This is a genomic window from Plantibacter flavus (assembly GCF_002024505.1).
Taxonomy (GTDB): domain Bacteria; phylum Actinomycetota; class Actinomycetes; order Actinomycetales; family Microbacteriaceae; genus Plantibacter; species Plantibacter flavus_A.
In genome coordinates this window covers 1,630,520-1,656,365 of record NZ_CP019402.1, presented here as the reverse complement: position 1 = coordinate 1,656,365, position 25,846 = coordinate 1,630,520, and the positions used below count along the sequence as shown (strand labels likewise).

The 25,846-nt window shown below is 67.9% G+C and carries 24 protein-coding genes, 1 tRNA gene and 1 other RNA gene; 7 read left to right on the top strand and 19 right to left on the bottom strand.

What is annotated here, in order from left to right; translation table 11 throughout:
* Positions 1–94 precede the first annotated feature (94 nt).
* Positions 95–1,417: an alpha-L-fucosidase gene (locus tag BWO91_RS07805; RefSeq protein WP_240555724.1), complete on the top strand. Its 1,323-nt coding sequence runs from the start codon at positions 95–97 to the stop codon at positions 1,415–1,417.
* Between the two features lie 88 nt (positions 1,418–1,505).
* On the opposite strand, the gene ilvC is transcribed toward BWO91_RS07805, so the two are convergent.
* From ilvC to otsA, 6 genes are all read right to left on the bottom strand, one after another.
* Positions 1,506–2,534, bottom strand: a complete 1,029-nt coding sequence (gene ilvC / locus BWO91_RS07800) for a ketol-acid reductoisomerase (RefSeq protein ID WP_064296249.1) — start codon at positions 2,532–2,534, stop codon at positions 1,506–1,508.
* Between the two features lie 48 nt (positions 2,535–2,582).
* A complete protein-coding gene (ilvN, locus tag BWO91_RS07795) occupies positions 2,583–3,092 on the bottom strand; it encodes an acetolactate synthase small subunit (RefSeq protein ID WP_064296248.1) in 510 nt (169 codons plus the stop codon).
* Positions 3,093–3,094: 2 nt separating this feature from the next.
* A complete protein-coding gene (locus BWO91_RS07790; RefSeq protein WP_064296247.1) occupies positions 3,095–4,900 on the bottom strand; it encodes an acetolactate synthase large subunit in 1,806 nt (601 codons plus the stop codon).
* Between the two features lie 42 nt (positions 4,901–4,942).
* Complete coding sequence (gene ilvD / locus BWO91_RS07785) at positions 4,943–6,637, bottom strand: dihydroxy-acid dehydratase (protein ID WP_064296246.1); 1,695 nt, start codon at positions 6,635–6,637, stop codon at positions 4,943–4,945.
* Between the two features lies 1 nt (position 6,638).
* On the bottom strand, positions 6,639–7,364 hold the full coding sequence (otsB, locus tag BWO91_RS07780; protein ID WP_240555721.1) for a trehalose-phosphatase: 726 nt from the start codon (positions 7,362–7,364) through the stop codon (positions 6,639–6,641).
* Positions 7,365–7,455: 91 nt separating this feature from the next.
* Positions 7,456–9,039, bottom strand: a complete 1,584-nt coding sequence (otsA, locus tag BWO91_RS07775) for an alpha,alpha-trehalose-phosphate synthase (UDP-forming) (RefSeq protein ID WP_079002193.1) — start codon at positions 9,037–9,039, stop codon at positions 7,456–7,458.
* Positions 9,040–9,096: 57 nt separating this feature from the next.
* Between otsA and BWO91_RS07770 the strand changes: the two genes are divergently transcribed.
* The 3 genes from BWO91_RS07770 (at position 9,097) to BWO91_RS07760 (ending at position 10,840) form a co-directional block, all read left to right on the top strand.
* Positions 9,097–9,924 (top strand): sugar phosphate isomerase/epimerase family protein, encoded by an 828-nt coding sequence (locus tag BWO91_RS07770; protein ID WP_167620451.1) that lies wholly within the window; start codon positions 9,097–9,099, stop codon positions 9,922–9,924.
* A 9-nt stretch (positions 9,925–9,933) separates the two neighbouring features.
* A complete protein-coding gene (locus tag BWO91_RS07765) occupies positions 9,934–10,122 on the top strand; it encodes a hypothetical protein (protein ID WP_064296243.1) in 189 nt (62 codons plus the stop codon).
* A 148-nt stretch (positions 10,123–10,270) separates the two neighbouring features.
* Complete coding sequence (locus BWO91_RS07760) at positions 10,271–10,840, top strand: hypothetical protein (RefSeq protein ID WP_079002191.1); 570 nt, start codon at positions 10,271–10,273, stop codon at positions 10,838–10,840.
* Positions 10,841–11,223: 383 nt separating this feature from the next.
* Here the strand turns inward: BWO91_RS07760 and BWO91_RS07755 are convergent.
* Positions 11,224–11,299, bottom strand: a tRNA-Lys gene (locus tag BWO91_RS07755).
* Positions 11,300–11,446: 147 nt separating this feature from the next.
* Between BWO91_RS07755 and BWO91_RS07750 the strand changes: the two genes are divergently transcribed.
* Positions 11,447–12,250, top strand: a complete 804-nt coding sequence (locus BWO91_RS07750; RefSeq protein ID WP_064296241.1) for an inositol monophosphatase family protein — start codon at positions 11,447–11,449, stop codon at positions 12,248–12,250.
* Between the two features lie 63 nt (positions 12,251–12,313).
* Positions 12,314–13,297 carry a DNA topoisomerase IB gene (locus BWO91_RS07745; RefSeq protein WP_079002190.1) on the top strand — a complete coding sequence of 328 codons (984 nt, stop codon included), beginning with the start codon at positions 12,314–12,316 and terminating at the stop codon, positions 13,295–13,297.
* On the opposite strand, the gene BWO91_RS07740 is transcribed toward BWO91_RS07745, so the two are convergent.
* The 12 genes from BWO91_RS07740 to prfB all read right to left on the bottom strand — a co-directional run bounded on the left by BWO91_RS07740 (position 13,294) and on the right by prfB (position 24,517).
* Positions 13,294–13,662 (bottom strand): hypothetical protein, encoded by a 369-nt coding sequence (locus BWO91_RS07740; protein WP_079002189.1) that lies wholly within the window; start codon positions 13,660–13,662, stop codon positions 13,294–13,296. The genes BWO91_RS07745 and BWO91_RS07740 overlap by 4 nt on opposite strands.
* 15 nt (positions 13,663–13,677) lie before the next feature.
* Entirely contained in the window at positions 13,678–14,055 is a 378-nt protein-coding gene (gene mnhG / locus BWO91_RS07735) for a monovalent cation/H(+) antiporter subunit G (RefSeq protein WP_064296238.1), read from the bottom strand.
* Positions 14,052–14,315: a monovalent cation/H+ antiporter complex subunit F gene (locus BWO91_RS07730; protein ID WP_064296237.1), complete on the bottom strand. Its 264-nt coding sequence runs from the start codon at positions 14,313–14,315 to the stop codon at positions 14,052–14,054. Before BWO91_RS07730 ends, mnhG begins: the two co-directional genes overlap by 4 nt.
* The gene (locus tag BWO91_RS07725) at positions 14,315–14,884 is read right to left on the bottom strand and encodes a Na+/H+ antiporter subunit E (protein ID WP_064296236.1); all 570 of its coding nucleotides are present in this window, start codon (positions 14,882–14,884) and stop codon (positions 14,315–14,317) included. The genes BWO91_RS07730 and BWO91_RS07725 overlap by 1 nt, the downstream gene beginning before the upstream one ends.
* Positions 14,884–16,452 (bottom strand): Na+/H+ antiporter subunit D, encoded by a 1,569-nt coding sequence (locus BWO91_RS07720; RefSeq protein ID WP_079002188.1) that lies wholly within the window; start codon positions 16,450–16,452, stop codon positions 14,884–14,886. Before BWO91_RS07720 ends, BWO91_RS07725 begins: the two co-directional genes overlap by 1 nt.
* Entirely contained in the window at positions 16,449–16,928 is a 480-nt protein-coding gene (locus tag BWO91_RS07715; protein WP_064296234.1) for a sodium:proton antiporter, read from the bottom strand. The genes BWO91_RS07720 and BWO91_RS07715 overlap by 4 nt, the downstream gene beginning before the upstream one ends.
* Positions 16,925–19,855 (bottom strand): Na+/H+ antiporter subunit A, encoded by a 2,931-nt coding sequence (locus BWO91_RS07710; protein WP_079002187.1) that lies wholly within the window; start codon positions 19,853–19,855, stop codon positions 16,925–16,927. Before BWO91_RS07710 ends, BWO91_RS07715 begins: the two co-directional genes overlap by 4 nt.
* A gap of 137 nt (positions 19,856–19,992) precedes the next feature.
* Positions 19,993–20,361: a transfer-messenger RNA gene (gene ssrA, locus BWO91_RS07705) on the bottom strand.
* 137 nt (positions 20,362–20,498) lie between these two features.
* On the bottom strand, positions 20,499–20,975 hold the full coding sequence (smpB, locus tag BWO91_RS07700; protein WP_056007115.1) for an SsrA-binding protein SmpB: 477 nt from the start codon (positions 20,973–20,975) through the stop codon (positions 20,499–20,501).
* A gap of 111 nt (positions 20,976–21,086) precedes the next feature.
* Positions 21,087–22,001 (bottom strand): permease-like cell division protein FtsX, encoded by a 915-nt coding sequence (gene ftsX, locus BWO91_RS07695; protein ID WP_064296231.1) that lies wholly within the window; start codon positions 21,999–22,001, stop codon positions 21,087–21,089.
* Entirely contained in the window at positions 21,998–23,308 is a 1,311-nt protein-coding gene (gene ftsE, locus BWO91_RS07690) for a cell division ATP-binding protein FtsE (protein ID WP_079002186.1), read from the bottom strand. Before ftsE ends, ftsX begins: the two co-directional genes overlap by 4 nt.
* 99 nt (positions 23,309–23,407) lie before the next feature.
* Positions 23,408–24,517, bottom strand: coding sequence for a peptide chain release factor 2 (gene prfB, locus BWO91_RS07685; RefSeq protein ID WP_079002185.1), 1,110 nt, complete (start codon positions 24,515–24,517; stop codon positions 23,408–23,410).
* Positions 24,518–24,563: 46 nt separating this feature from the next.
* On the opposite strand from prfB, the gene BWO91_RS07680 reads away from it, so the two are divergent.
* The gene (locus tag BWO91_RS07680; protein ID WP_079002184.1) at positions 24,564–25,832 is read left to right on the top strand and encodes an MFS transporter; all 1,269 of its coding nucleotides are present in this window, start codon (positions 24,564–24,566) and stop codon (positions 25,830–25,832) included.
* The last annotated feature ends 14 nt before the right edge of the window (positions 25,833–25,846 follow it).

Sequence of the window (25,846 nt, the reverse complement as noted above, 5' to 3'; positions counted from 1 at the left end):
GACCACACCGGTCCACGAGACAGCAGACATCCGACCTTTCGTGTTAGCCTGCCCCCGCACCGCCGTGAACCCACTCGACGATCGAAGGGCCGCCGTGACCGAGACCACCATCCCCAGACCCGACACCGCCTGGTTCGACGAGGCGAGATTCGGACTGTTCCTGCACTGGGGCCTCTACGCCCTCCCCGCACGCCACGAGTGGGTGCAGACGCGGGAGCGCCTCTCGGCCGAACACTACGAGCGCTACCGCGAACACTTCGACCCCGACCGGTTCGACCCCCGCTCCTGGGCCAAGCAGGCCAGGGCGGCCGGCTTCCGGTACGCGGTCCTCACGACGAAGCACCACGACGGCTTCTGCCTGTGGGACTCGGCGCTCACCGACTTCACGTCCACGCACACGCCCGCCGGCCGTGACCTCGTGGCGGAGTTCGTGGAGGCGTTCCGCGCCGAGGGACTCCGGATCGGCTTCTACCACTCGCTCATCGACTGGCATCACCCCGATTTCACGGTCGACGGCATCCACCCGCGACGCGAGGACGCCGAGGCGCTCGCCGCGAACGCCGACCGGGACTGGTCCCGCTATCGCGACTATCTGCACGGCCAGGTGCGCGAGCTGCTCACCGGTTACGGCCCGATCGACTACCTCTTCTTCGACTTCAGCTACTCGCAGGGCATCGAAGGCCTGCCGGGCAAGGGCGCCGCCGACTGGGGCTCCGAGGAACTCGTCGAGATGATCCGCGGGCTGCAGCCGGAGATCCTCATCAACGACCGCCTCGAACTCCCGGGCGACGTCACCACCCCGGAGCAGTATCAGCCCGTGGTGACGCCGGTCGGTCCCGACGGCGACCCCCTCCGGTGGGAGGCCTGCCAGACCCTGAACGGCAGCTGGGGGTACGACCGCGACAACCTCGAATACAAGTCGCCGGAGTTGCTCCTGCGGATGCTCATCGATTCGGTCTCGAAGAACGGCAACATGCTGCTGAACATCGGACCGACCGCGCGCGGGACGATCGATCCGCGCGCGATCGAACGACTCGACGTTCTCGCCGACTGGTTCGCGCTCCACGAGCGGGCGATCCGAGGATGCGGCCCGTCGGAGTTCAGCAGTCCGACCGACGTCCGGTACACGCAACGGGGCGACCGGCTGTACGTGCACGTCTTCGCCTGGCCGTTCGTGCACCTGCACCTGCCCGGTCTCGGCGGCCGGGTGCGCTACGCCCAGCTGTTGTCGGACGGCTCCGAGGTGCCCTTCCAGGTGCATCGCCCGGAGCACGACCTGCCGAACCAGCACACCCAACCGAAGGGACTCGGTCCCGACACGGTGACCCTGCACCTGCCGATCGGTGAACCCGACACCCCGATCCCGGTCATCGAGATCTTCCTCGAGCCCGGCACGATCGGAGCGACGACAGCCTGAGGTCTTCCGCAGACGACGGAACGCCCGCCCCGACGGATCGGGGCGGGCGTTCCGGCTCGGCGCCGCTGAGCGGCTGGACGAGCGGAGACTAGCGGGCGACGCTGCCGTCGACGTAGTCGTCGTCGTTCGAGGCGTTCCATGCGAAGAGCTTGCGCAGCTCGCGACCGGTGGCCTCGATCGGGTGGTCCTCACCCTTCTTGCGCAGCTCGAGGAACTCGGGCGCGCCGGCGTCCTGGTCGTCGATGAAGCGCTTGGCGAAGGTGCCGTCCTGGATGTCCTTGAGGACCGCCTGCATGTTGGTCTTGACGCTCGGGTCGATGACACGCGGGCCGGAGACGTAGTCGCCGTACTCAGCCGTGTCGGAGACGCTCCAACGCTGCTTGGCGATGCCACCCTCCCAGATGAGGTCGACGATGAGCTTCAGCTCGTGGAGCACCTCGAAGTAGGCGATCTGCGGCTGGTACCCGGCCTCGGTGAGGGTTTCGAAGCCGTACTGGATCAGCTGCGAGACACCACCGCACAGGACGGCCTGCTCGCCGAAGAGGTCGGTCTCGGTCTCCTCGGTGAAGGTGGTCTTGATGCCGCCGGCACGGAGGCCGCCGATCGCCTTGGCGTAGGACCAGGCGAGCGCCCAGGCGCCACCGGTCTCGTCCTTCTCGACGGCGACGATGACGGGGACGCCACGGCCGGCCTCGTACTCGCGACGGACGGTGTGGCCCGGTCCCTTCGGGGCGACCATGAAGATGTCGACGCCCTCGGGAGCCTCGATGTAGCCGAAGCGGATGTTGAAGCCGTGGCCGAAGACGAGCGCCTTGCCCGGAGCGAGCTGGTCCTTGATGGACTCGGCGAAGATCGTGCGCTGGTGCTGGTCCGGAGCGAGGATGACGATGACGTCGGCCCATGCGGAGGCGTCGGCGACGTTCTTGACGGTGAAGCCCTGCTCCTCGGCCTTGGCGATCGACTTCGAGCCGTCCTTCAGGCCGACGACGACCTCGACACCGGAGTCGCGGAGGTTGAGCGCATGTGCGTGGCCCTGCGAGCCGTAGCCGATAACGGCAACCTTCTTGCCCTGGATGAGCGACAGGTCTGCGTCCTGGTCGTAGAAAATCTCAGTCACTGGTGGTTCTCTCCTTGGTTGTGGTTTCGCAATACGTCGCAGATGCGACTAGTTCTTGAAGACGCGTTCGGTGATGGACTTCGAGCCGCGCCCGATGGCGAGGAGACCCGATTGGGCGATCTCCTTGATGCCGTAGGGCTCGAGCACCTTGAGGAGCGCGGTCGTCTTCCCGGAGTCGCCCGTGACCTCGATCACGAGGGCGTCGGTCGCCACGTCGACGACGCGGGCCCGGAACAGGTTGACGGCTTCCAGCACCTGGGAACGGGTGGAGTTGTCGACGCGGACCTTGATGAGCAGGTGCTCGCGCTGGACGGACTGCGCCGGATCCAGCTCGACGATCTTGATGACGTTGATGAGCTTGTTCAGCTGCTTCGTCACCTGCTCGAGCGGAAGCTCCTCGACGTCGACGACGACCGTGATCCGGGACAGGCCCTCGATCTCGCTGTGGCCGACCGCGAGGCTCTCGATGTTGAAGCCCCGGCGGGCGAACAACCCGGCGACGCGGGTCAACAGACCGGGCTTGTCCTCGACGAGGAGGCTCAGGACGTGGCTGCTCATGCTCAGGCCTCCTCATCGAACGACGGACTGTGGTCCTTGGCGTACTGGACGTAGCTGTTGCTGACACCCTGCGGCACCATCGGCCACACCATCGCGTCCGCACTCACCACGAAGTCGATGACGACCGGACGGTCGTTCGTCTCCAGGGCGAGCTTGATGGCGGCGTCGACCTCCTCCTCCTTCGTCACGCGGATCGCGAGGCAACCGTAGGCCTCGGCCAGCTTGACGAAATCGGGGACCCGGATGGTGTCGTGCCCGGTGTTCAGGTCGGTGTTCGAGTACCGACCGTCGTAGAAGAGCGTCTGCCACTGTCGGACCATGCCCAGTGAGGAGTTGTTGATGATCGCGACCTTGATCGGGATGTTGTTGATCGTGCAGGTCGCGAGTTCCTGGTTGGTCATCTGGAAGCAGCCGTCGCCGTCGATCGCCCACACGTGGCGGTCGGGCTGGGCCACCTTGGCACCCATGGCCGCGGGGACCGAGTAACCCATGGTCCCGGCACCGCCGGAGTTCAGCCAGGAGTTCGGACGCTCGTACTTGATGAACTGCGCCGCCCACATCTGGTGCTGGCCGACGCCCGACGCGAAGACGCCCTCCGGCCCGGTGATCTCGCCGATGCGGGAGATGACGTGCTGTGGCGAGAGCAGACCGTCGGTCGGCTCGGCGTAGCCCAGCGGGAACTCCTCGCGGAGGCCGTCGAGGTAGGACCACCACTCGGCGATGTCGGGGGTGACCTCGCGGGCGGCCGACTCGAACGCCGACTGGAGGTCGACGATGACGTCCTTCGCGTCGCCCACGATGGGGACGTCCGCGATGCGGATCTTCGAGATCTCTGCCGGGTCGACATCCACGTGGACGACCTTGGCGTTCGGCGCGAAGAGCGAGGCCTTGCCGGTCACGCGGTCGTCGAACCGGGCTCCGAGCGACACGAGCAGGTCGGCCTCCTGCAGCGCGAGCACTGCCGGGACGGTGCCGTGCATGCCGGGCATGCCGAGGTGCTGCGTGTGCGAGTCGGGGAACGCCCCGCGAGCCATGAGCGTCGTCACCACCGGAGCCCCGGTCGCCTCCGCCAGCGCGAGCAGTTCCTCGGAGGCCTTGGAGCGGATCACGCCGCCTCCGACGTACAGCACCGGCTTCTTGGCGTTGACGAGCAGCTGCGCAGCGGCCTGGATCTGCTTGCCGTGCGCCTTCGTCACCGGGCGGTAGCCGGGCAGGTCGACCTTCGGCGGCCAGATGAACGGCGCCTCGGCCTGCTGGGCGTCCTTCGTGATGTCGACCAGCACCGGTCCGGGACGGCCGGTACCCGCGATCTCGTAGGCCGCGGCGATGGCCGCCGGGACCTCCTCCGGGGTCTTGACGAGGAAGGAGTGCTTCGTGATCGGCATGGTGATGCCGACGATGTCCGCCTCCTGGAACGCGTCAGTGCCCATGAGGGTCGAGAACACCTGACCGGTGATTGCGACCATCGGCACCGAGTCCATGTAGGCGTCGGCGATGGCGGTGACGAGGTTCGTCGCGCCGGGGCCCGACGTCGCGATGCACACGCCGATCCCGCCACCGGCGGCGGCGTATCCTTCCGCCGCGTGGCCGGCGCCCTGCTCGTGTCGGACCAGGATGTGACGGAGCTTCGTCGAGTCCATCAGCGGGTCGTAGGTCGGCAGGATCGCGCCGCCGGGCAGACCGAAGATGTCGGTGACCCCGAGGAGCTCGAGCGATCGGACGATCGCCTGGGCTCCCGTCAGGATCTCCGGTGCGGCCGGGGCCGCAGGTGTTCTGGGATGAGGCACGGGTTGGGATTCCGTGGGCATGATGATTCCTTCAGCGATGAGATGCACGAACGAGATGCTCGGTTATCCCGTGATCGCGCCCTCCGCTGCGGAGTGCACGAGACGAGAGTACTTTGCGAGAACGCCACGGGTATAGCGCGGGGGAAGAGGCGCCCAGCCATCGCGGCGGGCTTCCAGCTCTGCTTCGTCGACGAGTAGGTCGAGCGAGCGGCCAGCGATATCGACCCGTATCAGATCACCATCGCGCACGAAGGCGATCGGACCTGCGTCCACCGCTTCGGGTGCTATGTGGCCGATGCACAGTCCGGTTGTGCCGCCTGAGAATCGACCGTCCGTCAACAGTAGTACATCCTTGCCGAGTCCGGCGCCCTTGATGGCGGCCGTGATCGCGAGCATCTCGCGCATCCCCGGTCCGCCCTTCGGGCCCTCGTAGCGGATGATGACGACGTCGCCCTTGTTGATCTTGCCCTCGGTGAGTGCGTCCATGGCACCGCGCTCACGTTCGAAGACCCGCGCGGGTCCTTCGAAGACCTCGGCGTCGAATCCGGCCGTCTTCACGACGGCGCCCTCGGGCGCGAACGACCCCTTGAGGATCGTGATGCCGCCGGTCGCGTGGATCGGGTTGTCGAGCGTGCGGATGACCGTGCCGTCGATCGGGTCGGGGTTGATGTCGGCGAGGTTCTCGGCGACGGTCTTGCCGGTGACGGTGAGGCAGTCGCCGTGCAGCAGACCGGCGTCGAGCAGCGCCTTCATGACGACGGGGACGCCGCCGTGACGGTCGACGTCGTTCATGACGTACTGGCCGAACGGCTTCAGGTCGCCGATGTGCGGCACCTTGTCGCCGATGCGGTTGAAGTCGTCGAGCGTGAGGTCGACCTCGGCCTCGCGGGCGATCGCGAGCAGGTGCAGGACCACGTTCGTCGATCCGCCGAAGGCCATCGCGACGGCGATGGCGTTCTCGAACGCCTCCTTCGTCAGGATGTCGCGCGCGGTGATGCCGAGTCGGAGCATGTTGACCACGGCTTCGCCCGAACGGTGCGCGAAGTAGTCGCGACGGCGATCGGCCGAGGGCGGCGAAGCCGAACCCGGGAGGCTCATCCCGAGCGCCTCGGCGACCGACGCCATCGTGTTGGCCGTGTACATCCCGCCGCACGCACCCTCGCCAGGGGCGATGGCGCACTCGATGCGTTTGAGGTCCTCTTCGCTCATGTTGCCGGCCTTGCAGGCCCCGACCGCTTCGAAGGAGTCGATGATCGTGACCTCCTTCTCGGTGCCGTCGGAGAGCTTGACCCAACCCGGCGCGATCGATCCGGCGTAGAGGAAGACCGAGGAGAGGTCGAGTCGTGCGGCCGCCATGAGCATGCCCGGCAGCGACTTGTCGCAGCCGGCGAGCAGAACCGTGCCGTCGAGGCGCTCGGCCATGACCACGGTCTCGACGCTGTCGGCGATGACCTCGCGTGAGACGAGCGAGAAGTGCATGCCCTCGTGGCCCATCGAGATGCCGTCGGAGACGGAGATGGTGCCGAACTGCAGCGGGTATCCCCCGCCCGAGTGCACGCCCTCCTTGGCCCCCTGTGCGAGGCGGTCGAGCGAGAGGTTGCAGGGGGTGATCTCGTTCCACGAGCTCGCGATGCCGATCTGGGGCTTGTCCCAGTCCTCGTCGCCCATGCCGACGGCGCGGAGCATGCCGCGCGAAGTGGTCGCCTCGATCCCGTCGGTGACGGCACGACTGCGTGGTTTGATGTCGATCTCTGGCATTTTAAGAGTCTACGGCTTCCTTGTTGCTTCGATATTCCGCGAGCATGCCGAGGACGCGCGCGATCTCCGAGGGTCCTTCGACCCTGAAGTCGGCGGCGGTCACGCCGGCACCGCTCTTCACCCCGAGGTCGCCGGGGCCGAGTGCGCCGAACGCGTCCTCGTCCGTGACGTCGTCGCCCGCGTAGAACACGGCATCTGCTTTGGTGTACCGCCGGAGGTGTTCGACGGCTTCGCCCTTGGTCGCGCTCCTGAGCGAGAACTCGAGGACGTTCTTGCCCTCTCGAACCGTCAGGGCGCCGAACTCGTCCTTGGTGTGGGCGAGTGCTTCGAGGTGGGCGATCCTGGAGTCTTCTTCACTGGCGAGCCTCGTGTGCAGGGCGAACCCTGCCGGCTTCCGCTCGATCCAGACATTATCGTAACCCTCCGCGACGTCCTGGAGGATCCGTTGGAGGGTCTCCCGCTGTTCGCGTTCCTCGTCGTCGAGGGCGAGGGCGTCGTCGGGGTTGTCGAGCCGGATCTCGACGCCGTGCGAGCCGGCGAACAGGGCGTGGTCGGGCAGCTCGGCCACCGCCACGAGACTGTCGATCGCGCGCCCGGACACGAGTGCGACACGCGTCCCGGGCAGGTCCATCAGCGCCAACACGGCCTTGCGGGCCGCGGGCAGCGCGCGCGCCTGGTCCGGGTCGTCGACCTCGGGGGCCAGGGTGCCGTCGAAGTCCAGGGCCACCAGGAGCTTCGGGACGTCGGCCAGGCGGCGGAGTTCCGCGCGCAGTCCGAGGGGAAGCCCCCGAGGGTGTCGGTGGGCTCGTCGGTGGTGCTCATGACTGGGTGGTGCTCCCCTGCTCGATGGTCGGTGACTGGTCGCGCACGCGCTGCAACTCGTCGAGGAAGGACGCCGACCACCGCGCGACGTCGTACTCCATGACGCGCTTGCGCAGCGCTCGCATGCGACGACCACGCTCGGCCTTCGTCATGTGCACGGCCTGGAGGATCGCCGACTTCATCCCCTCGATGTCGTGCGGGTTGATCTTGAGGGCCTGCTTCAGCTCGTCGGACGCGCCGGCGAACTCGCTCAGGACGAGGACGCCGTCGTTGTCGTAGCGAGCCGCGACGTACTCCTTCGCGACGAGGTTCATGCCGTCGCGCAGGGCCGTGACGAGCATGACGTCGGCGGCGAGGTAGAGCGCGGCCATCTCCTCGCGGGGGTACCCGTGGTGCAGATACTGGATCGCGGTGTGGCCGATGGTGCCGAAGTCGCCGTTGATCCGGCCGACCGTCTGTTCGATGTCGTCGCGGAGCTGGCGGTACGTCTCGACGCGCTCGCGGCTGGGGCTCGCGACCTGGACGAGCGTGACGTCCTCGACCGCGAGCTTGCCCTGTGCGAGGAGTTCGCCGAAGGCCTTGAGTCGGTGCCCGATACCCTTCGTGTAGTCGAGACGGTCAACGCCGAGCATGATCGTCTCCGGGTTGCCGAGCTCCTCGCGGATCTGCTTGGCACGGGCGATGATGTCGGGGCGCTGCGCGAGGGCCTGGTACCCCTTGCTGTCGATCGAGATCGGGAAGTGCCGGGCGATCACCGTGCGGTACGGGGCGCCGCGCTTCGAGGCGGCCGGTGCGGCGTCCGTCGTGACCGACACGAGTGCCGCGTCGAGTGGGACCTGGATCGCGGCCCCCTTCGTCTCGTACCCGAACAGGCGGCGGACCGCCCGGGAGAAGTTGCCCGCGTCCGCGACGCGCTGGAAGCCGATGACGTCGGCGCCGAGCAGTCCCTCGATGATCTGGCGTCGCCACGGGAGCTGCGAGTAGATGCCGTAGGCGGGGAACGGGATGTGGTTGAAGAACCCGATCGTGAGGTCGGGTCGCAGTTCACGCAGGATCTTGGGCACGAGCTGCAGCTGGTAGTCCTGCACCCACACCGTGGCACCGTCGGACGCGGCCGCCGCGGCCGCCTCAGCGAACCGTCGGTTCACGGCGACGTAGGAGTCCCACCACTCGCGGTGGTAACTCGGCGGAGCGATGACGTCGTGGTAGAGCGGCCAGATGGTGTCGTTCGAGAAGCCCTCGTAATAGCGGGCGATCTCGTCTTCAGACAGCGGGACCGGGATGATCCACATCTCGTCGTTGTCGAACGGCTCGATCTCGAGGTCGGCCGAGCCGGCCCATCCGATCCATGCGCCGTCGGCACCGCGCATGACGGGTTCGAGGGCGGTCACGAGTCCACCGGGTGAGGTCCGCCAGCTCTCGGCACCGTCTGCGTCGACGACGCGGTCGACCGGCAGCCGGTTGGATACCACGATGAAGTCGAAGGTCGACGCTGATCCGCCGTCAGGCGCGGAATATCTGGTGATGATGGCCCTCCCGGGGTACTCGGGTTCGCTGTTCAGGCTAGCAGCGTTCCGCATGGCGAAACCGCGTGTTCAGACGGCGAGCATATGCTTGCGCTGATGATCCGCCATGGCATGAGCACCTCCTGCGTCTACCCGCTGGGAACCCGGCGCGCGTTCGAGTTGGCCGCCGAAGCCGGCTACGACGGCGTCGAGGTCATGGTCACCCAGGACCGCGTGACGCAGGACGCCGACGCGCTCCGCGGCCTCGCCGCCGAGACCGGGCTGGACATCCTCTCCATCCACGCGCCGGTCCTGACCCGGACCGCGTTCGTCTGGGGCCGCGACCATCGGGAGAAGCTCCGGCGCTCGGCGGAGCTCGCCGCCGCCGTCGGCGCGTCGACCGTGGTCGTGCACCCGCCGTTCCGCTGGCAGCGGCGCTACGCGCACGCCTTCGTCGACCTCGTCGCGGAGTTGACCGAGACACACGGCCTCGAGCTGGCCGTCGAGAACATGGCGTGCTTCCAGAGCCGCGGGCTCCGGGTGCAGCCGTTCGCCTTCGGGTACGACCCGGCCCCACTCGCCTGCGCCGCCCTGACGCTCGACTTCTCCCACGCGGCCCTCGCGGGTGAGGACTCGCTCGAGATCGCGACCCGCTACGGCGACCGCCTCCGACACGTGCACCTGTGCGACGGGACCGCGCCGTCGCCGCGTGGTCCCTTCCTCGACGAACACCTCCTCCCGGGTGCCGGTGAGCAGCCGGTCGCCGAGGTCCTCGAGCTGCTGCGCGCGGCGGACTGGTCGGGAAGCATCGTGGCGGAGGTGCACCTGCCCGCGACCGGCGGCGACACGCTCCGCCTCGCCCAGCTGCGGGCCTCACTGGCCTTCGCGAAGCGTGCGTTCGCTAGCACAGGCGAGAACCCGAAGGAAAGCCCGGATGCGGGGGCCTCCCCTACCGGCTAGCGTGAAGACATGCGCAAATTCCTCTTCAACGGCAGCATGATCTCCACGGTCTTCGGCGGCATCTCCGCCCTCCAGGCGACCCGCCAGGGACCGCGGGACTGGAAGCTCGCCCTCCTCTGGGTGAGCTGGGGCATCTCGCTCGCCCTCGCGATCAGCTCGGTGATCGACGACAGCAAGCAGGCCGAGATCGGCCGCTGAGGTCGCGCCACCGGCGCTACCACGTCCGCCCGGCAAACCCGAGAATTAGGGCGCTCGCCCGCGTGTCTCCGCGTCGTTCCGCGCCTCGTGATCGACAATGAAGCCAGTCCAGCCTCACGGATGATCCGCTTTCGATGAAGGGCCCGCCATGTTCGGTCGCCGACGCCACGCAGCACCAGTCTCCGCATCGAAGCTGTCCGAGAAGCAGCTGTTCGACCTCGTCCACGCACGACTGGCGAGCGAACTCGGTGCCAACGGCGCCTGGGTGCTGTCGCGCCGCACCCCGAGCTCCGGCGACGAGATCTTCCACGAGGTCTACGCCCAGCAGCTCGCCCACGAGATCGCGACGGACATCGACCTCGAGCAGGCAGCGGTGACGGTCCGTGCCGAGGCCGCTCCGGCGCGTGGATGGCGCCTTTGGTCACGCGGTCAGGAGGAGTCCGCGGTCGACGCCGCCGACGAGGTCGGGTCCCTCGAGGTCACCGAGCCGCCCGTCGCCGAGGAACCCGCCGCCATCACCGAGACGGTCGACGCCCCGTCCGAGGCGCAGGCTGGTGACGACCACCCCGAGGCTGCGGCTGACGACACCGAGCCGACGCTCGTCGAGCGGACCCTCCTCGAGCCGCAGCACTACCCCATCACCGTCTGGGCCGAGCCCGAGTTCATCGACGCGAGCCTCGTCAACCCGGTGCCGGCGCGCCGCAGCTCGGTCGCCTGAGCAACGAAGCACGTCGACAACGGCCGTCCACTCCGGTGGGCGGCCGTTTCGTCGTACCGGACCCCTGAGCGGGCATGACGCCTCATCGAACCCGAATCGATGAGGCGTCACGGCGCTGGTGGGCACGAATGCCCGACCGTCGCTCTGCTCCGCACGGTGGGGTGCCCACGCGGAGGCTTCCGTCGGCAGCGGCAGGACCCGATCCCGCCATGCTGCCGACCCTTCCAGGGTCTCATGCCTGAGCCCCACACCGGCCCGATGACGCGAATCGGACGGGAGCTGTCGCGAAACGCTACCGGAGCGCTTCGTCGAGCCGAATGCTCGAACACGAGCCCAACCGCAATGCAGAACGGCCCCGTCCGAAGACGAGGCCGTTGCCGGTGTGGTGCACCCCCCCGGACTTGAACCGGGAACCCACTGATTAAGAGTCAGTTGCTCTGCCAATTGAGCTAGAGGTGCGTGGTTTCGGAGTGTTCCGAACCGAGATATGACACTAGCACCCAACTGGCCCGGGTGCGAAATCGAGCCCGTCGGCGTGTCGCGGAGGCACATCTCCTGCCTTTCGGGCGTCGTCCGATCAGGCCCGCGCGACCCTATCCTGGAGGGGTGACCGAACCCGTGACCGTCTCCCCCGCCGACCTCGATCTCGCGCTCCGGCTCGCCGACGCGGCCGACCGCATCGCCATGGGCCGCTTCGAGGCACGCGACCTCGACGTCTCCACCAAGCCGGACCGCTCGCACGTCACCGACGCCGACCTCGCCGTCGAACGCGCCATCCGCGGCATCCTCGAGACCGAGCGCCCGGACGACGGCGTGTTCGGCGAGGAGTACGGCGCGCAGGGCCCGACGGATCGACAGTGGATCATCGACCCGATCGACGGGACGGCGAACTTCCTCCGCGGTGTCTCGAACTGGGCGACGCTCATCTCCCTCGCCGTCGACGGCGTCCCGGTCGTCGGCGTCGTCAGTGCACCCGCCATGCACGCCCGCTGGTGGGGCGCCATCGGGCACGGCGCGTGGGGCATCCGGTTCGGTGAGACCACCCCTCGCCGGCTGTCCGTCTCGGGCGTCTCCGACCTCGCCGACGCGTCCTTCAGTTTCCAGAGCATCGCGCAGTGGGCCTCGGTCGGGCGGATCCCGCAGCTGCTGGCCCTGTGCGGCTCCCTGTGGCGCGATCGGGCCATCGGCGACATGTGGCCCTACATGCTGCTCGCCGAAGGCTCGATCGACGCCGTGGCCGAATTCGGCGTGCAGGAGTACGACCTGGGCGCCCACGTGCCGATCGTCCTCGAGGCCGGCGGTCGCTTCACGGACATTGACGGCATCGAGACCATCTCCACACGGAGCTCCCTCGCGACGAACGGGCGCCTGCACGACGCCTTCCTCGCCGAGCTGCCGCCAGTCGGCTGACATGAGCGCACGGCGCGGCGCAAGCCCGCCGACCGGGATCCGAGGGCGTCGTACGCTGGGCGGATGGTACGACTGAGGCGCAGCGACGTGAACGGCCAGGGCATCCGACGGGTTCGGTCCGGGCGCGGCTTCAGCTACCGGTTGCCGGACGGTTCGCTCCTCGACGATCAGGAGATCCGAGCCCGGATCGACGGTCTGGTGGTCCCTCCAGCCTGGAACGACGTCTGGATCACTCCTTATGCCAACGGGCACATCCAGGCGACCGGTATCGACGCGGCCGGGCGGCGGCAGTACCTCTACCACCCGTCGTGGCGCGAGCGTCAGGACCGGAGTAAGTTCGACCGCGCCCTGGCCCTCGCCGAGGCCCTCCCGGCCGCGCGAGGTCGGGTCACCCGGGACCTTCGGCTCGAGGGGTACCCGCTCGCACGGGTGTCGGCCGGCGCCTTCCGCATGCTCGACACGGGCTCCCTCCGCGTGGGCGGAGAGCAGTACGCGGAGGCGAACGGGAGTCACGGCCTGTCGACCCTGGAGGGTGCGCATGCTCGCGTGAGCGGCGACATCGTCGCACTGAAGTTCCCGGCGAAGAGTGGGCAGCCCTGGGAGTCCGACATCGTCGACGCCGACCTGGCCTCACTCATCCGCTCCCTGAAGCGCCGTGGACCGCACGCCCGCCTCCTGGCCTGGAAGGACGGGAACCGGTGGCGGCACCTCCAGGCGAGCCAGATCAACGACTACGTCCGGGCGCAGACGAACGGCGAGTTCACCGCGAAGGACTTCCGGACCTTGCACGGCACCGTCGCGGCTGCGGAGAGCCTGGCGAAGACCGGACCCGTGCAGACCAAGACGGCACGCTCGAAGGCACTCGCGCAGGCCATGCGTGACGCAGCAGCGGTCCTCGGCAACACCCCGGCGATCGCGAAGTCCAGCTACGTCGACCCGCGGGTCGTCGATCGCTACACGCACGGCGAGACGATCCCACCGGACGGTCGCGGCTCACCGGAGACGGCGCTGCGCGTCCTGCTCGTGGGGACGGACGACCCGTCCTAGCCGTGATCCTGGTCGTGGGACTCGGCGCCCGCGTCGCGCGGCGCTCCGTTCCCCGCGAGGTATCCCTCGACCTCGGACTCAGGGATGAGCTGCAGCCCTCGCGGGGTGTGCGATGAATCCGAGAGGACCTCGAGCCACGCACGGTTGAGTTCCGGCGGGCGGCTCCCGAAGAAGCGGAACTGCAGCGGGATGCTCGGGGACAACCACAGCGAGCGTCGTCCGGAACCGTGCTCGGGATCGTTCGCCCAGCTGAGGAAGAAGCTCTCCTGGCGGCGCAGCTTCGCCCCGATGACGGCTTTCAGGTGCGCGAGCGCGCGGTCTTCGATCTCGTACTCGTCGCCGGACCCGTAGATGAGCATTCCCATGGGGATATTGTGCCGCTATTCGGGCGTGTGGCCGGGATGTCGTTCCTCGCCGAGTTCTTCGCGTCCCGCGAGCTCGTCGCGGACGAGGACGGCCTCGTCGAAGTTGCCGCTGCGGTAGGCCGCCCGGGCGACCATGTGCGCGGAGATCGGCGCGGTGAGGCTCTGGAACACGATGATCGCGATCGCGATCGTGATGGTCCCGACCGTCGGGCTCGAGACGGCGACGTCCGCCATGATCGCGATGAGCCCGAGGATCTGCGGTTTGGTCGCCGCGTGCAGACGGGACAACACGTCGGGGAAGCGCAGCAGGCCGACACCGGCGGCGAAGCACATGATCGCCCCGACGAGCACGAGTGCCCCGGTGACGATGTCGCGGATCAGCTCGCCGGTCATGCGTCGTCCTGCTTCGACATGAACCGTGCGACGCTGACCGAGCCGACGATCGCGAACATCGCGAGCGCCAGGAGGACCGGCAGGCCGTCCGTGTGACGGTTGATCGCCATCTCGGCCCCGATCGCGCACATGACGGTGGCGACGAGCACGTCGGAGGCGATCACGCGGTCGAGGAGGCTCGGCCCGCGGATGATCCGATAGACCGCCGCGAGGGCCGCGGCACCGAACAGCACGGAGACGATGATGATCACGACGAGCATCACTGCCCCCTTCCGATCGAGACGTGGTCATGGTCGTGGCGGAGGGCGTCCGCCTCGGCGCGGGAACCGATCGCGAGGATGAGCCGTCGCTCCGTCCCGAGGACCTCGGCGACGACCGCGTCGATGTCGGCGTCGTCATGCACGTTGAGCGCGTGCAGGTAGAGCGTCGAGGCCGTGCGGTCGAGGTCGACCACGATCGAGCCCGGGACGATCGAGACCGCCTCGGCCGTCCAGCTCATGATGAGGTCGGAGGTCGTCCGCAGGCGGACCGCGATCACCGCGTTGCTGGACCGGAACCTCGGCTTGAGGACGAGCCACGCGATCTCCGCACTCGCCCGCACGATGTCGACGAGGAGCTTGCCCAGGAAGATCGCGGTCCGCCAGAGGTTGATGCGGCCGCTCAGCTCGACGGCCGGCAGGTAGAACAGGAACGACACCAGCAACGCGACCCCGAGGCCGGTCACGAGGGTGAGCAGGTCGAACATCCCCCAGAGGAGACACCAGAGCAGGATGAGTCCGGCCAGGAGGAGGGCCTGGCTGAACAGTGCGCGACGGCGTGACGGTTGCATTACTTCAGGTGCTCCGTTCCGTCGGGGAAGACCGCGGTGATGTAGTTGTCCGGGTCCTCGATGTTCTCTGCCGCGCGCGTGGCCAGTCCGAAGAGCGGCCCCGCGAAGACCGTGAGGGCGAGGGTCAACGCGACCATGCCGGTCGTGGCACCGATCATCGGGCGCGAGATGGTCTTGGTGTCGACCGAGCCCGAGTCCTCGGGGCTCTCCGCGAGCTGGTCGAGCAACGGCGACGAGTATCCGGCGACCTCGTCCTTCCCGCGCCAGAAGCCCATGTTCCACACGCGTGCCAGGGCGTACAGGGTCAGGAGCGAGGTCGCGGCTCCGGCGGCGATGAGGATGTACGACAGCGGGTCACCCAGGGCGACACCCGCCTGGAACAGCCCGATCTTGCCGAGGAAGCCCGAGAACGGCGGGATGCCGCCGAGGTTCATCGCTCCGATGAAGAACAGCACGCCGACGATCGGGGAGGCCTTCAGGATGCCGCCGAGCCGGGAGATGGAGGTCGTCCCACCGATCCGCTCGACGAGACCGGTGGTGAGGAACAGCGTGGTCTGGACGACGATGTGGTGGACGATGTAGTAGATCGTCGCGGCGGTCCCGGCGACCCCGCCGACGGCGATGCCGAAGATCATGTAGCCGATGTGACTCACGAGCGTGAACGACAACAATCGTTTGATGTCGGCCTGGGCGACCGCGCCGAAGATGCCGATGAGCAGGGTCAGGAAGGCGATGACCATCAAGGGTGTCGCGAGCGGCACGTCCTTGAAGATGAGCGTGTCGGTCCGGATGATCGCGTACACACCCACCTTCGTCAGCAGGCCCGCGAACACCGCCGTGACCGGCGCCGGCGCGGTCGGGTAGGAGTCGGGAAGCCAGAACGACAGCGGGAACACCGCAGCCTTCACCGCGAACCCGAGCAGGAGTGCGGCGCAGAGGATCGCCTGCACCTCCATCGGCAGGTCGCGCACGCGGTCCGCCACGAGGGCGATCGTCACCGTGCCCGTCGCGCCGTAGATGAGGGCGATCGCGGCGACGAAGAGCAGCGACGACATGAGGCTGATGACGATGTACGTGACGCCGGCGCGGATCCGCGCTCCGGTGCCGCCCAGGGTGAGGAGGACGTAGCTGGATGCGAGGAGCATCTCGAAGCCGACGTACATGTTGAAGAGGTCGCCCGCGACGAAGGCGTCGAACAGCCCGGCCGCCAGGACCAGGTAGGTCGGGTGGAAGATCGACACCGGCGTCTCGCGGTCGCCGTCGACGATGCCCTGACCGATGGCGAAGATGAGGACGCCCAGCAGCATCAGGGCCGCGACGAGCAGCATGATCGCCGACAGCCGGTCGACGACGAGCACGATCCCCCACGGCGGGGACCAGCCGCCGAGCTCGACGACGATCGTACCGCTCTGGTCGACGGCCGCGAGCAGGATCGCGCTGATCACGGTCACCGCGGTGAGCGCGATGACGCTGATCGCCACCTGCGTCTTGCGGCGGTTGCGGAACATGAGCGCGATCGCCGAGCCGATCAACGGGATCATGACCACGAGCGGGACGAGTGCGTTCATTCGCCTGCCCCCTTCCTGGTCGTCTTGCGATCGTCGCCGTGCTCGTTGCTCTCGTCGAGGACCCGTTGGATGGCCTCGTCGTCCAGGTCGACCTGGTTGAAGACCGCCTCCGTCGCCGCCTCGGTGTCGTCGGCGTGCTCGTCGCTGAGGGTGTCACCCTCATCGCCGAGCTGCGCCAACCACCAGGTCCGGTAGATGAGCGCCAGGATGAAGGCGGTCACGCCGAAGTTGATGACGATGGCCGTGAGCATGAGCACCTGCGGCACCGGGTCGACCATGCGTTCGTCGGAGGCGGTGCCCGTGACGAGCGGTGCGGTGCCGCTCGGGCCGCTCATGATCAGGATGAGCAGGTTCGTCGCGTTACCGACGAGCACGAACCCGATGAGGAACCTGGTGAGGCTCCGCTCGAGCATGACGTACACCCCGGTGCCGTACATGACGGCCATCAGGACGACGAGGGTCAGTGAGGCGCTCATTGCTCGACCTCACTCGCCGAGAACTCGTCCGTACTCTGCTCGTCGATGTCGGCTTCCTCCTGTTGACGGTCGACTTCGGCCCCGAGACTGCGCAGGATGTCGAGTGCCAGTCCGACGACGACGAGGTAGACGCCGATGTCGAAGATGCTGGACGTGCCGAACGAGAGGTGTCCGAGGATCGGGACGTCGGCCGAGAAGTACGCGGACTGGAGCGCCTCGCCGCCGAAGAACAGGGACCCGACGGCCGTCCCCACCGCGAGCAGCAGCCCGACGCCGAGCACCTTGCCCGCGTCGATCGGCACGGCTTCGCCGAGCTCGTAACGTCCGCCGGCGAGATACCGCATCACGAGCGCGAGGCCGGCGAGCAGACCACCGGCGAAGCCGCCGCCCGGCTCGTTGTGGCCGACGAAGAGGAGGAAGACGGAGACGACGATCGCCGGGTGGAAGAGGAGCCGCACGAGGACCTCGAGGAGGATCGAACGGTTCGCCTCGGCGATCGCCCGGCCACCGATGAGCCATGAGTGCCGCCCCACCGCGTCGCGAGGCGCCTCCATCTCGCTGTCCGCGAGGTGGGGGTCCGACACGACCTGGGATCGGAGGCCCGGGATACGTCGGCGCCGCGCACCGCTGAGGCGCGGGACCTCGGCGCCCCGCTGTGAGACGAAGAGCAGGCTCGCGATACCGGTGGCCACCACGACGAGCACGGAGATCTCCCCCATGGTGTCCCAGGCCCGGATGTCGACGAGCATGACGTTCACGATGTTCTTGCCGTGGCCCTCCTCGACGGCGAGCCGTGGCAGCTCGGTCGCGATGCTCTCGGCCTGCCGCGCGCCCAGGGCGATGACCCCGATGAGCCCCATGACCAGGCCGGTCAGCGTCCCGATGACGACCCGACGGACGCGGTGGACCGGGGCGTTGCGCTGCGCGATCTTGGCCGGCAGTCGGCGGAGCACGAGGACGAACACCACGATCGTGATCGTCTCGACGAGGGCCTGAGTGAGCGCGAGGTCGGGAGCGCCGTGCAGGGCGAACAGTGCGACGAGCCCGAACCCGGTGACGCCGACGAGGAGCACAGCGGCCATGCGCTGCTTCGCGCGGGCGGCCGCGATCGCCGCGGTCGCCATGATGAAGGCGATGGCCACCTGGGCGGGATAGTCCCACAGTCGGATCTCGCTCGGCCAAGCGCGCCCGAGGAGGGCGATCATGCCGAGGGTGAGGACGAAGACTACGAGGATGGTGGACAGGTACTGGACGAGCCCGCCGCGCTGGGCGAACAGGGTGACCTTCGCGGAGAGCCGGTCGATGCCCTGGGTCGCCGCCCAGTAGCCCTTCGACGAGTCGATGAGCGGTGGCAGGCGGTCCTGCAGACGCGCGACCGGGAGCCTCCAGCGGAAGAGCAGCAGACCGAGCAGCACCACGACGGCCGAGATGCCAAGCGCCGGCTCGAGGCCGTGCCAGAGTGCGAGGTGGTAGTCGCCCTCCCCCACGGAGTCCGCGTACGGCGCGAGCACCGTGTCGATGGGCTTCGTCGCGAAGCCGAGAGCGATGGTCGCGACGGCGAGGATGCCCGGCGCGATCATGATCGTTCCGGATTCGGCATGCAGTTCGGTCGGCGCGGCGCCGCGTCGGTCACCGAAGGCGCCCCAGAGGAATCGGGCGCTGTACGCGACGGTCAGCACGGACCCGACGGCGGTCCCGATGATCGCGACCCACCCCCACACGTCGCCCTCGAGCGCGCCCTCCAGCAGCGAGGTGAAGACCGCCTCCTTCGCGACGAACCCGAAGAGCGGTGGGATGCCGGCCATCGACGCGACCGCGATCGCCGCGATGACGGCGAGCACCGGCGTCTGGCGTCCCAGACCGGAGAGGTGCCGCCAGTCACGCGTCCCAGCACGGTGGTCGATGATGCCGACGACGAGGAAGAGCGCCGCCTTGTAGATGGCGTGGGCGAGCAGGAGCGCGACGGCGGCCAGGGCCGAATCGCGGGTGCCGTACCCCGAGATGACCATGAGGAATCCGAGCTGGCTCACCGTCCCGTAGGCCAGGACCAGCTTGAGGTCGTACTGACGCAGCGACCGCCAGGCTCCGGCGACCATGGTGAGGACCCCCAGGCCGACGAGCATCGCGTCCCAACCCGGGGTGTCGGCGTAACCGGGAGCGAGCCTCGCGACGAGGTAGATCCCGGCCTTCACCATGGCCGCAGCATGCAGGTATGCGCTCACGGGCGTCGGTGCGGCCATCGCGGCGGGCAGCCAGAAGTGGAACGGCACGAGCGCGGACTTCGAGATCGCCCCGACGAGGATGAGGAGGATGGCGACGGTGGTCGCGGGGCCGGTCAGGCCCTGCTCGACGATCGAGGCGAGCGAGGTGCTCTGCGCCTGCACGGAGATCATGATGACGCCGACGAGCATGACGAGCCCGCCGAATGTGGTCACCAGGAGCGCCTGGAGCGCGGCACCGCGACTCTCCTTGCGATCGGTGTAGTGCCCGATGAGCAGGTAGGAGAGCACACTCGTGATCTCCCAGAACATGAACATGACGATGATGTCGTCGGCGGTTACGAGGCCGAACATCGTGCCGGCGAAGGCGAACAGGAGCGCGGCGAAGCGACCGAGGCCGGGCTCGGTCGACGAGAAGTAGCGGCCGCAGTAGAGCAATACGAGGGCACCGACGCCGGTGACGACGAGGGACAGCAGCCAGGCGAGCGTGTCCATCCGGAACGAGAGCGCGATGCTCAGTTGCGGGATCCACTCGATCGTCTCGACGACCGTGCCGCCGGCCGTGATCGTGCCGGCCTGGAAGAGCGTCCAGACGAATGCCGCCGCGGGCATACACGCGATGACGTAGAAGACCTTCGTCGACAGCACTCGAGTGAGTGTGGGCGTGGCGACGGCGATCGCAGCAAAAACAAGCAGGATTGTCGCCATGCAGGTCTCCCGGGTGGTGGCGGCCTCTGGACTCCCAGGTTAGCAGCCCGTCGGTACCCGTCCGACCCCAGGAACGACGACAGGCCCCCGCCGAAGCGGGGGCCTGTCGTCGACTCGGCAGCGTGTGACAACGTCCGGAGTGGAGATGGGGGGAATTGAACCCCCGTCCACTGCTGTGATTCTGCGCCTTCTACGGGCGTATCCCTTAATGCGTTCTACTCGGCCCCGACCATTGACAAGGGCATCTTGGTCGACGGGCCCAGCCGAAGAAAAGTCCCGGATGACGTCGCGGCTCCGTCATCCAGCAAGTCCCCTAGATGACGCCAGGATCCGAGACGGGGACACGCTCGGTCTGACGGACTATCGGGCTCGCTTAAGCAGCGAGGGCGAAGTCAGTGCGCTTAGAGTTGGCACTTGTTGTTTTGCAGAGATCGTTAACGAGATAACCCTGCATCCTCGACCCGCTTCTCGCAGTTTCGCAGGCAATGTCGAAACCGATCATCCCCATGGACTCAGCGCCTCGGAGAACGAGGCGAAGAGGGTCGTTGTCACACGCTGTCGAGTTGTCAATCCACCGCGAGCGGTGGACGAGCACCTTGCGGTGCAGCTTTCAAGTGTACCGCGCCGGGGTGGCGCCTGTCACCTATTCGCCGAGCCGGTTCCTGGTGGCCATCGCACGCGCGGCCTCACGGGTGTCCTGCTTCTCGCGCAGGGCATGCCGCTTGTCGTATTCCTTCTTACCCTTCGCCACGGCGATCTCCACCTTGGCCTTGCCGTCCTTGAAGTAGATCTTCAACGGCACGAGGGTGAACCCACCGGGGGCGATCTTGTGGGCGATCTTGTCGATCTGCTCGCGGTGCAGCAGCAGTTTGCGCTTGCGCCGCGGCGGGTGGTTCGTCCACGTGCCCTGGCCGTACTCGGGGATGTGCACCGCGTCGAGCCACGCCTCACGGCGGTCGATGAAGGCGTACCCGTCGACGAGCGACGCCCGCCCGGCTCGCAGCGACTTCACCTCGGTACCCGTCAAGACCATGCCGGCCTCGTAGGTGTCCTCGATCGTGTAGTCGTGGCGGGCCTTGCGATTCGTGGCCACGACGTTCTCGCCCCGTTCCCTCGGCACGGTGTACTCCTGACGTTCTGGTTCGGATCCATCGGAACGGACCGGCCGCGATCGCGGCAGCCTGTCAGTCTAACGCAGAGCGAGCGGTGCGGTGGCCGCACTGCCTCCCCGCTAGACCTTGAGGTACCGCGAGATCGCGAAGTTGGCCGAGATCGCCGCCAACAGCACGCCGACGAGCAGCAGGATCGGGAGGACCACGAAGGCGTCACCGAGATCGACGAAGTTGACGTACCGCATGCGGTCCGCCAGGTATCCCTGGACGAACACCTGGACGATGGTGATCACCGCCCCGGCCGCGAGGATGGAGCCGATGAGCGCGGCGAACACACCCTCGAGGATGAACGGTGTCTGGATGAACCGGTTCGATGCACCGACCAGTCGCATGATGCCGAGTTCCCGGCGTCTCGAGTACGCCGACAAGCGGATGGTCGTCGCGATCAGCAGGGCCGCGGCGACCAGCATGAGTGCCGCGATCCCGATAGCCGTGTAACTGGCGATGTTCAGGACCGAGAAGATCTGGTCGAGGTACTGGCGTTGATCCGTCACCTGCTCCACGCCCGCGACGCCGGAGAACGCCTCGACGAGGACGTCGGACTGCGAGGCGTCCTTCATGTTCACCCAGAAGGTCTCGGGCAGCTGGTCCGCCGTGACGAACTGTGCGATGTCGTTGCCCTTGAACTGCTCTTGGAAGTTCGTGAACGCCTGCGCCTGGTCCTCGAAGTAGAACTTGTCCACGAAGGGGGCGAGGGTCGACGACTCGAGGGCGCTCTGGACAGCGGCGCGCTGCTCTTCGGTCGCGGCGCCGGCGGCGCAGGTGTCGCCCGCACTGTCGGCGGTGCAGAGGTAGATCGCGACCTGTGCGCGGTCGTACCAGTAGTTCTTCATCTGGCCGATCTGCATCTGCAGTAGGACGGCCGTACCGACGAAGGTCAGCGAGATGAACGTCACGAGCACGACGGAGACGACCATCGAGACGTTGCGACGCAGGCCGTTCCAGACCTCGGACCAGATCAGTGCGAGTCTCACTTGGTCGGCCCCACGTTCTGCTCTCCGTCTTCAGTGCCGCGCGCCGCGGCACGCAGGCCGAGTCGCTCTGCGAGCGACAGGTGTTCGACCTCGATCGGGTCGATCTCGTTGCGTGCCGGGAGCCCGATGGGGCCCGTGGCGTTGCTCAGGCGTTGCGGAGGCGCGACCTCCGGGACCGCAGCCGCCGGTGGTACGGCGGGCTCCGCATCCGGCGTCGTCGGCTCGGCCTCGGGCGCTTCCGGTGTCGATTCCTCGGATCGCGTCGCCGGCGACTCAGGCTCGGCGACGGGTGCTACGGCCGGTTCCTGGATCGGCGTCGAGCCGGACACCCGGGTGACGACCTCGTCGGTGTCGGCCTGCGGTGTGGTCTCGCGCGAGACCGCGGCGGGCGCGGTCGGTGCGGCTGGAGCGATCGGCGTGGCCGCGGTGGCTGCGACCGCGGCTGCGGCCACGGCACTCGTCGTGGGCTCGGAGCTGGCAGCGACGGACGAGGTCGTGGTCGTCACCGGAACCGAGGAGGTCTCGACGACGGGTGCGACCGGAGTCGAGGCCGTTGCGGGAGCTGACTGTGCCGCCGGAGCGGCAGCCTTGGAGGATCCTCTGACGAGACCCGGGATGGCCGCGGTGGTGCCGTATCCACCGTGGCGTTCGTCACGGACGATCTGACCGTCCTGCAGCTCGATCACCCGGCGCTGCATCTGGTCGACGAAGCCGGCCTCGTGCGTGGCCATGACGACCGTCGTCCCACCCGCGTTGATGCGCTCCAGCAACTGCATGATGCCGGCGCTGGTGGCGGGGTCGAGGTTACCGGTCGGTTCGTCGGCGAGCAGGATCTGCGGCTTGTTGACAATGGCGCGGGCGATGGCGACGCGCTGCTGCTCACCACCGGACAGCTCGTGCGGCAGGCGCTGTGCCTTTCCGTCGAGACCGACCATCTTGAGGACGTCGGGGACGGCCTCCTGGACGAAGCCGCGCGACTTGCCGATCACCTGAAGGGTGAAGGCGACGTTCTGGTAGACCGTCTTGCTCGGCAGCAGCCGGAAGTCCTGGAACACGACCCCGAGGCTGCGCCGGAAGTACGGCACCTTGCGGTTCGAGATGGAACCGAGGTCGTGGCCGAGCACATGGATCTTGCCCTTGCTCGGCTTGTCCTCCTTGAGCATCAGGCGGAGGCAGCTCGACTTCCCCGACCCCGAGGCGCCGACGAGGAAGATGAACTCTCCCCGGAGGATCTCGAAATCGACGTCGTTGAGCGCGGGACGCGAGGTTCCCGGATACTTCTTGGAGATGTGATCAAACCGAATCATGGCTCCTTGAGCTTAAGGAGCGACCTGCCGATTACGGGCAGGACACGCCCGCGATCCGTACCCTGTACGAGGGCTGGGCGAACACTATGCCGCCCCGCGCTACTCCGCCTTCGACATCGACCGCCAGCGGATGCCCGCGGCGATGAACCCGTCGAGATCGCCGTCGAACACCGCTGCGGGGTTCCCCTGCTCGTGCTCCGTCCGCAGGTCCTTGACCATCTGGTACGGCGCGAGCACGTAGGAGCGCATCTGGTCGCCCCAGCTCGCCGTGATGGTGCCGGCCAGCTCCTTCTTCGTCGCGGCCTCCTGCTCCTTCTGGATGAGGAGGAGTCGCGACTGGAGCACGCGCATGGCTGCAGCGCGGTTCTGGATCTGGCTCTTCTCGTTCTGCATCGAGACGACCGTGCCGGTCGGCAGGTGGGTGATGCGCACGGCGGAGTCGGTGGTGTTGACCGACTGGCCGCCAGGGCCGCTGGACCGGAAGACGTCGACACGGATGTCCGACTCGGGGATCTCGACGATCTCCGTCTCCTCCATGAGCGGGATGACCTCGACGGCGGCGAAGCTCGTCTGCCGCTTGCCGGCGGCACCGAAGGGGCTCATGCGCACCAGGCGGTGCGTGCCCGCCTCGACGCTCAAGGTGCCGAAGGCGTACGGCGCGTCGACCTCGAAGGTCGCCGACTTGATGCCGGCCTCCTCCGCGTAGCTCGTGTCCATGACGGTGACCGGGTACTTGTGCTGCTCGGCCCACCGCAGGTACATGCGGAACAGCATGTCGGCGAAGTCGGCGGCGTCCACACCGCCGGCGCCGGCGCGGATGGTGACGACGGCGGGGCGCGGGTCGTACTCGCCGCTCAGCAGCGTCTGCACCTCGAGTTCGCCGAGCACCTTCTGCAGGCTGATGAGCTCCTGGCGGGCCTCTTCGGCCGACTCCTCGTCCTGGGCGTCGGTCGCGAGTTCGATGAGTACCTCGAGGTCGTCGAGCCGGTTCGCGATGCTGGTGATGCGGGCGAGTTCGGACTGACGGTGGCTGAGGGCACTCGTCACCTTCTGCGCGTTCGTCGTGTCGTCCCAGAGATCCTGGGCACCCGCCTGCTCGCTCAGCGTCGCGATCTCGGCTTCGAGACGGTCGACGTCGACGACGGTGCGGATGTCGTCGAAGGTCGAGCGGAGGGTACTGATCTGTGTGGAGAGGTCCAAGTCAAACATTTGGCTTCAGCCTACCGCGCAGGGCCGCGGGCGTACGATCGAGGGGATGACTTCCGACGAACGCCCGTTCCAGCTGCGCTCCGTCGCCGTCTCGGTCTTCCTCCCCACGCTCCTGTTCTCGATCGGTGAAGGCGCCATCATCCCGATCATCCCGGCCGTCGCCGGGAACCTGGGGGCGACGCTCGCCGTCGCCGGCGTCATCTCCTCGCTCATCATGCTCGGCGAACTCGTCGGCGACGTCCCCTCCGGCTGGATCGTCAGTCGGATCGGCGAACGCTTCGCGATGATGTGGGCGGCGCTGCTCGCGGTCGTCGGTGTCGCGACGGCGGCCATCTCCCCCAATCCGCTCGTCCTCGCCGTGGGCATCTTCTGCATCGGGCTCGCGACCGCCGTGTTCGGTCTGGCACGGCACGCGTTCATGACGACGTACGTGCCGATGCGGTACCGGGCGAGGGCGCTCTCCTCCCTCGGCGGTGTCTTCCGCGCCGGCACGTTCATCGGCCCGTTCCTGGCCGCGGGCGTCATCCACCTCACCGGGACGTCTCAGGCGGCGTTCTGGGTGATGGTGATCTGCTGCGCCGGCTCCGCGATCACCCTGCTCGTCCTCCCCGACCCTGCGGAGATGTTCGGGCGACCGCCGTCGACACGCACCGCCGACGGCGAGGAGCGGACCGAGGGTGAGGAGCTCGCGTCCGAGGAGTCGAGCGGTCTCATCGCGTCGATCCGAGCCCATGGTGCCGTACTCACCAGGATGGGGACGACCGCTGCCCTTGTCGGCGCCCTGCGGTCGTGCCGCGCGGTCCTGCTCCCCCTGTGGGCCGTGAGCATCGGCGTCTCGGAGACGGACACGGCGCTCATCATCGGCGTCGTCGGCGCGGTGGAGTTCGCCCTCTTCTATGCCAGCGGTCAGGTCATGGACCGCTGGGGGCGGATCTGGACCGCCGTCCCCTCGATGATCGGGCTGGGCTCCGGGTTCATCGTCCTGGCATTCACCCACGACCTCGACGGGGCACGGGTCTGGTTCATCGCCGTCGCCCTCGTGCTGGCGCTGTCCAACGGGCTCGGCAGCGGCATCCTCATGACCCTCGGCTCGGACCTCGCGCCACCGGACCGTCCCGCGCCGTTCCTCGGCGCCTATCGCTTCCTGGGCGACGCGGGCACCGCCGCGGCTCCCCTGGCGATGTCCGGGATCACTGCGGCTGCGTCGATCTCCCTCGCCGCCGGCACCATCGGCGGTGTCGGGCTCATCGGCGCGTTCCTCCTCTTCCGGTTCATCCCCCGCTACATCGATCGCGGCACGCGCCCGTTCCCCTGATCGTCGGCACAGAC

Bases quoted from the DNA above. Each gene is read 5' to 3' on its own strand.
- BWO91_RS07730 (WP_064296237.1), bottom strand. From the start codon at position 14,315: ATGCTCGTCGTGATCATCATCGTCTCCGTGCTGTTCGGTGCCGCGGCC.
- BWO91_RS07745 (WP_079002190.1), top strand. From the start codon at position 12,314: ATGGTACGACTGAGGCGCAGCGACGTGAACGGCCAGGGCATCCGACGG.
- BWO91_RS07715 (WP_064296234.1), bottom strand. From the start codon at position 16,928: ATGAGCGCCTCACTGACCCTCGTCGTCCTGATGGCCGTCATGTACGGC.
- BWO91_RS07720 (WP_079002188.1), bottom strand. From the start codon at position 16,452: ATGAACGCACTCGTCCCGCTCGTGGTCATGATCCCGTTGATCGGCTCG.
- BWO91_RS07710 (WP_079002187.1), bottom strand. From the start codon at position 19,855: ATGGCGACAATCCTGCTTGTTTTTGCTGCGATCGCCGTCGCCACGCCC.
- BWO91_RS07760 (WP_079002191.1), top strand. From the start codon at position 10,271: ATGTTCGGTCGCCGACGCCACGCAGCACCAGTCTCCGCATCGAAGCTG.
- otsA (WP_079002193.1), bottom strand. From the start codon at position 9,039: ATGCGGAACGCTGCTAGCCTGAACAGCGAACCCGAGTACCCCGGGAGG.
- ilvN (WP_064296248.1), bottom strand. From the start codon at position 3,092: ATGAGCAGCCACGTCCTGAGCCTCCTCGTCGAGGACAAGCCCGGTCTG.
- mnhG (WP_064296238.1), bottom strand. From the start codon at position 14,055: ATGACCGGCGAGCTGATCCGCGACATCGTCACCGGGGCACTCGTGCTC.
- prfB (WP_079002185.1), bottom strand. From the start codon at position 24,517: ATGTTTGACTTGGACCTCTCCACACAGATCAGTACCCTCCGCTCGACC.
- BWO91_RS07680 (WP_079002184.1), top strand. From the start codon at position 24,564: ATGACTTCCGACGAACGCCCGTTCCAGCTGCGCTCCGTCGCCGTCTCG.
- BWO91_RS07770 (WP_167620451.1), top strand. From the start codon at position 9,097: ATGAGCACCTCCTGCGTCTACCCGCTGGGAACCCGGCGCGCGTTCGAG.
- BWO91_RS07725 (WP_064296236.1), bottom strand. From the start codon at position 14,884: ATGCAACCGTCACGCCGTCGCGCACTGTTCAGCCAGGCCCTCCTCCTG.
- ilvD (WP_064296246.1), bottom strand. From the start codon at position 6,637: ATGCCAGAGATCGACATCAAACCACGCAGTCGTGCCGTCACCGACGGG.
- BWO91_RS07790 (WP_064296247.1), bottom strand. From the start codon at position 4,900: ATGCCCACGGAATCCCAACCCGTGCCTCATCCCAGAACACCTGCGGCC.
- BWO91_RS07765 (WP_064296243.1), top strand. From the start codon at position 9,934: ATGCGCAAATTCCTCTTCAACGGCAGCATGATCTCCACGGTCTTCGGC.
- BWO91_RS07740 (WP_079002189.1), bottom strand. From the start codon at position 13,662: ATGGGAATGCTCATCTACGGGTCCGGCGACGAGTACGAGATCGAAGAC.
- ftsE (WP_079002186.1), bottom strand. From the start codon at position 23,308: ATGATTCGGTTTGATCACATCTCCAAGAAGTATCCGGGAACCTCGCGT.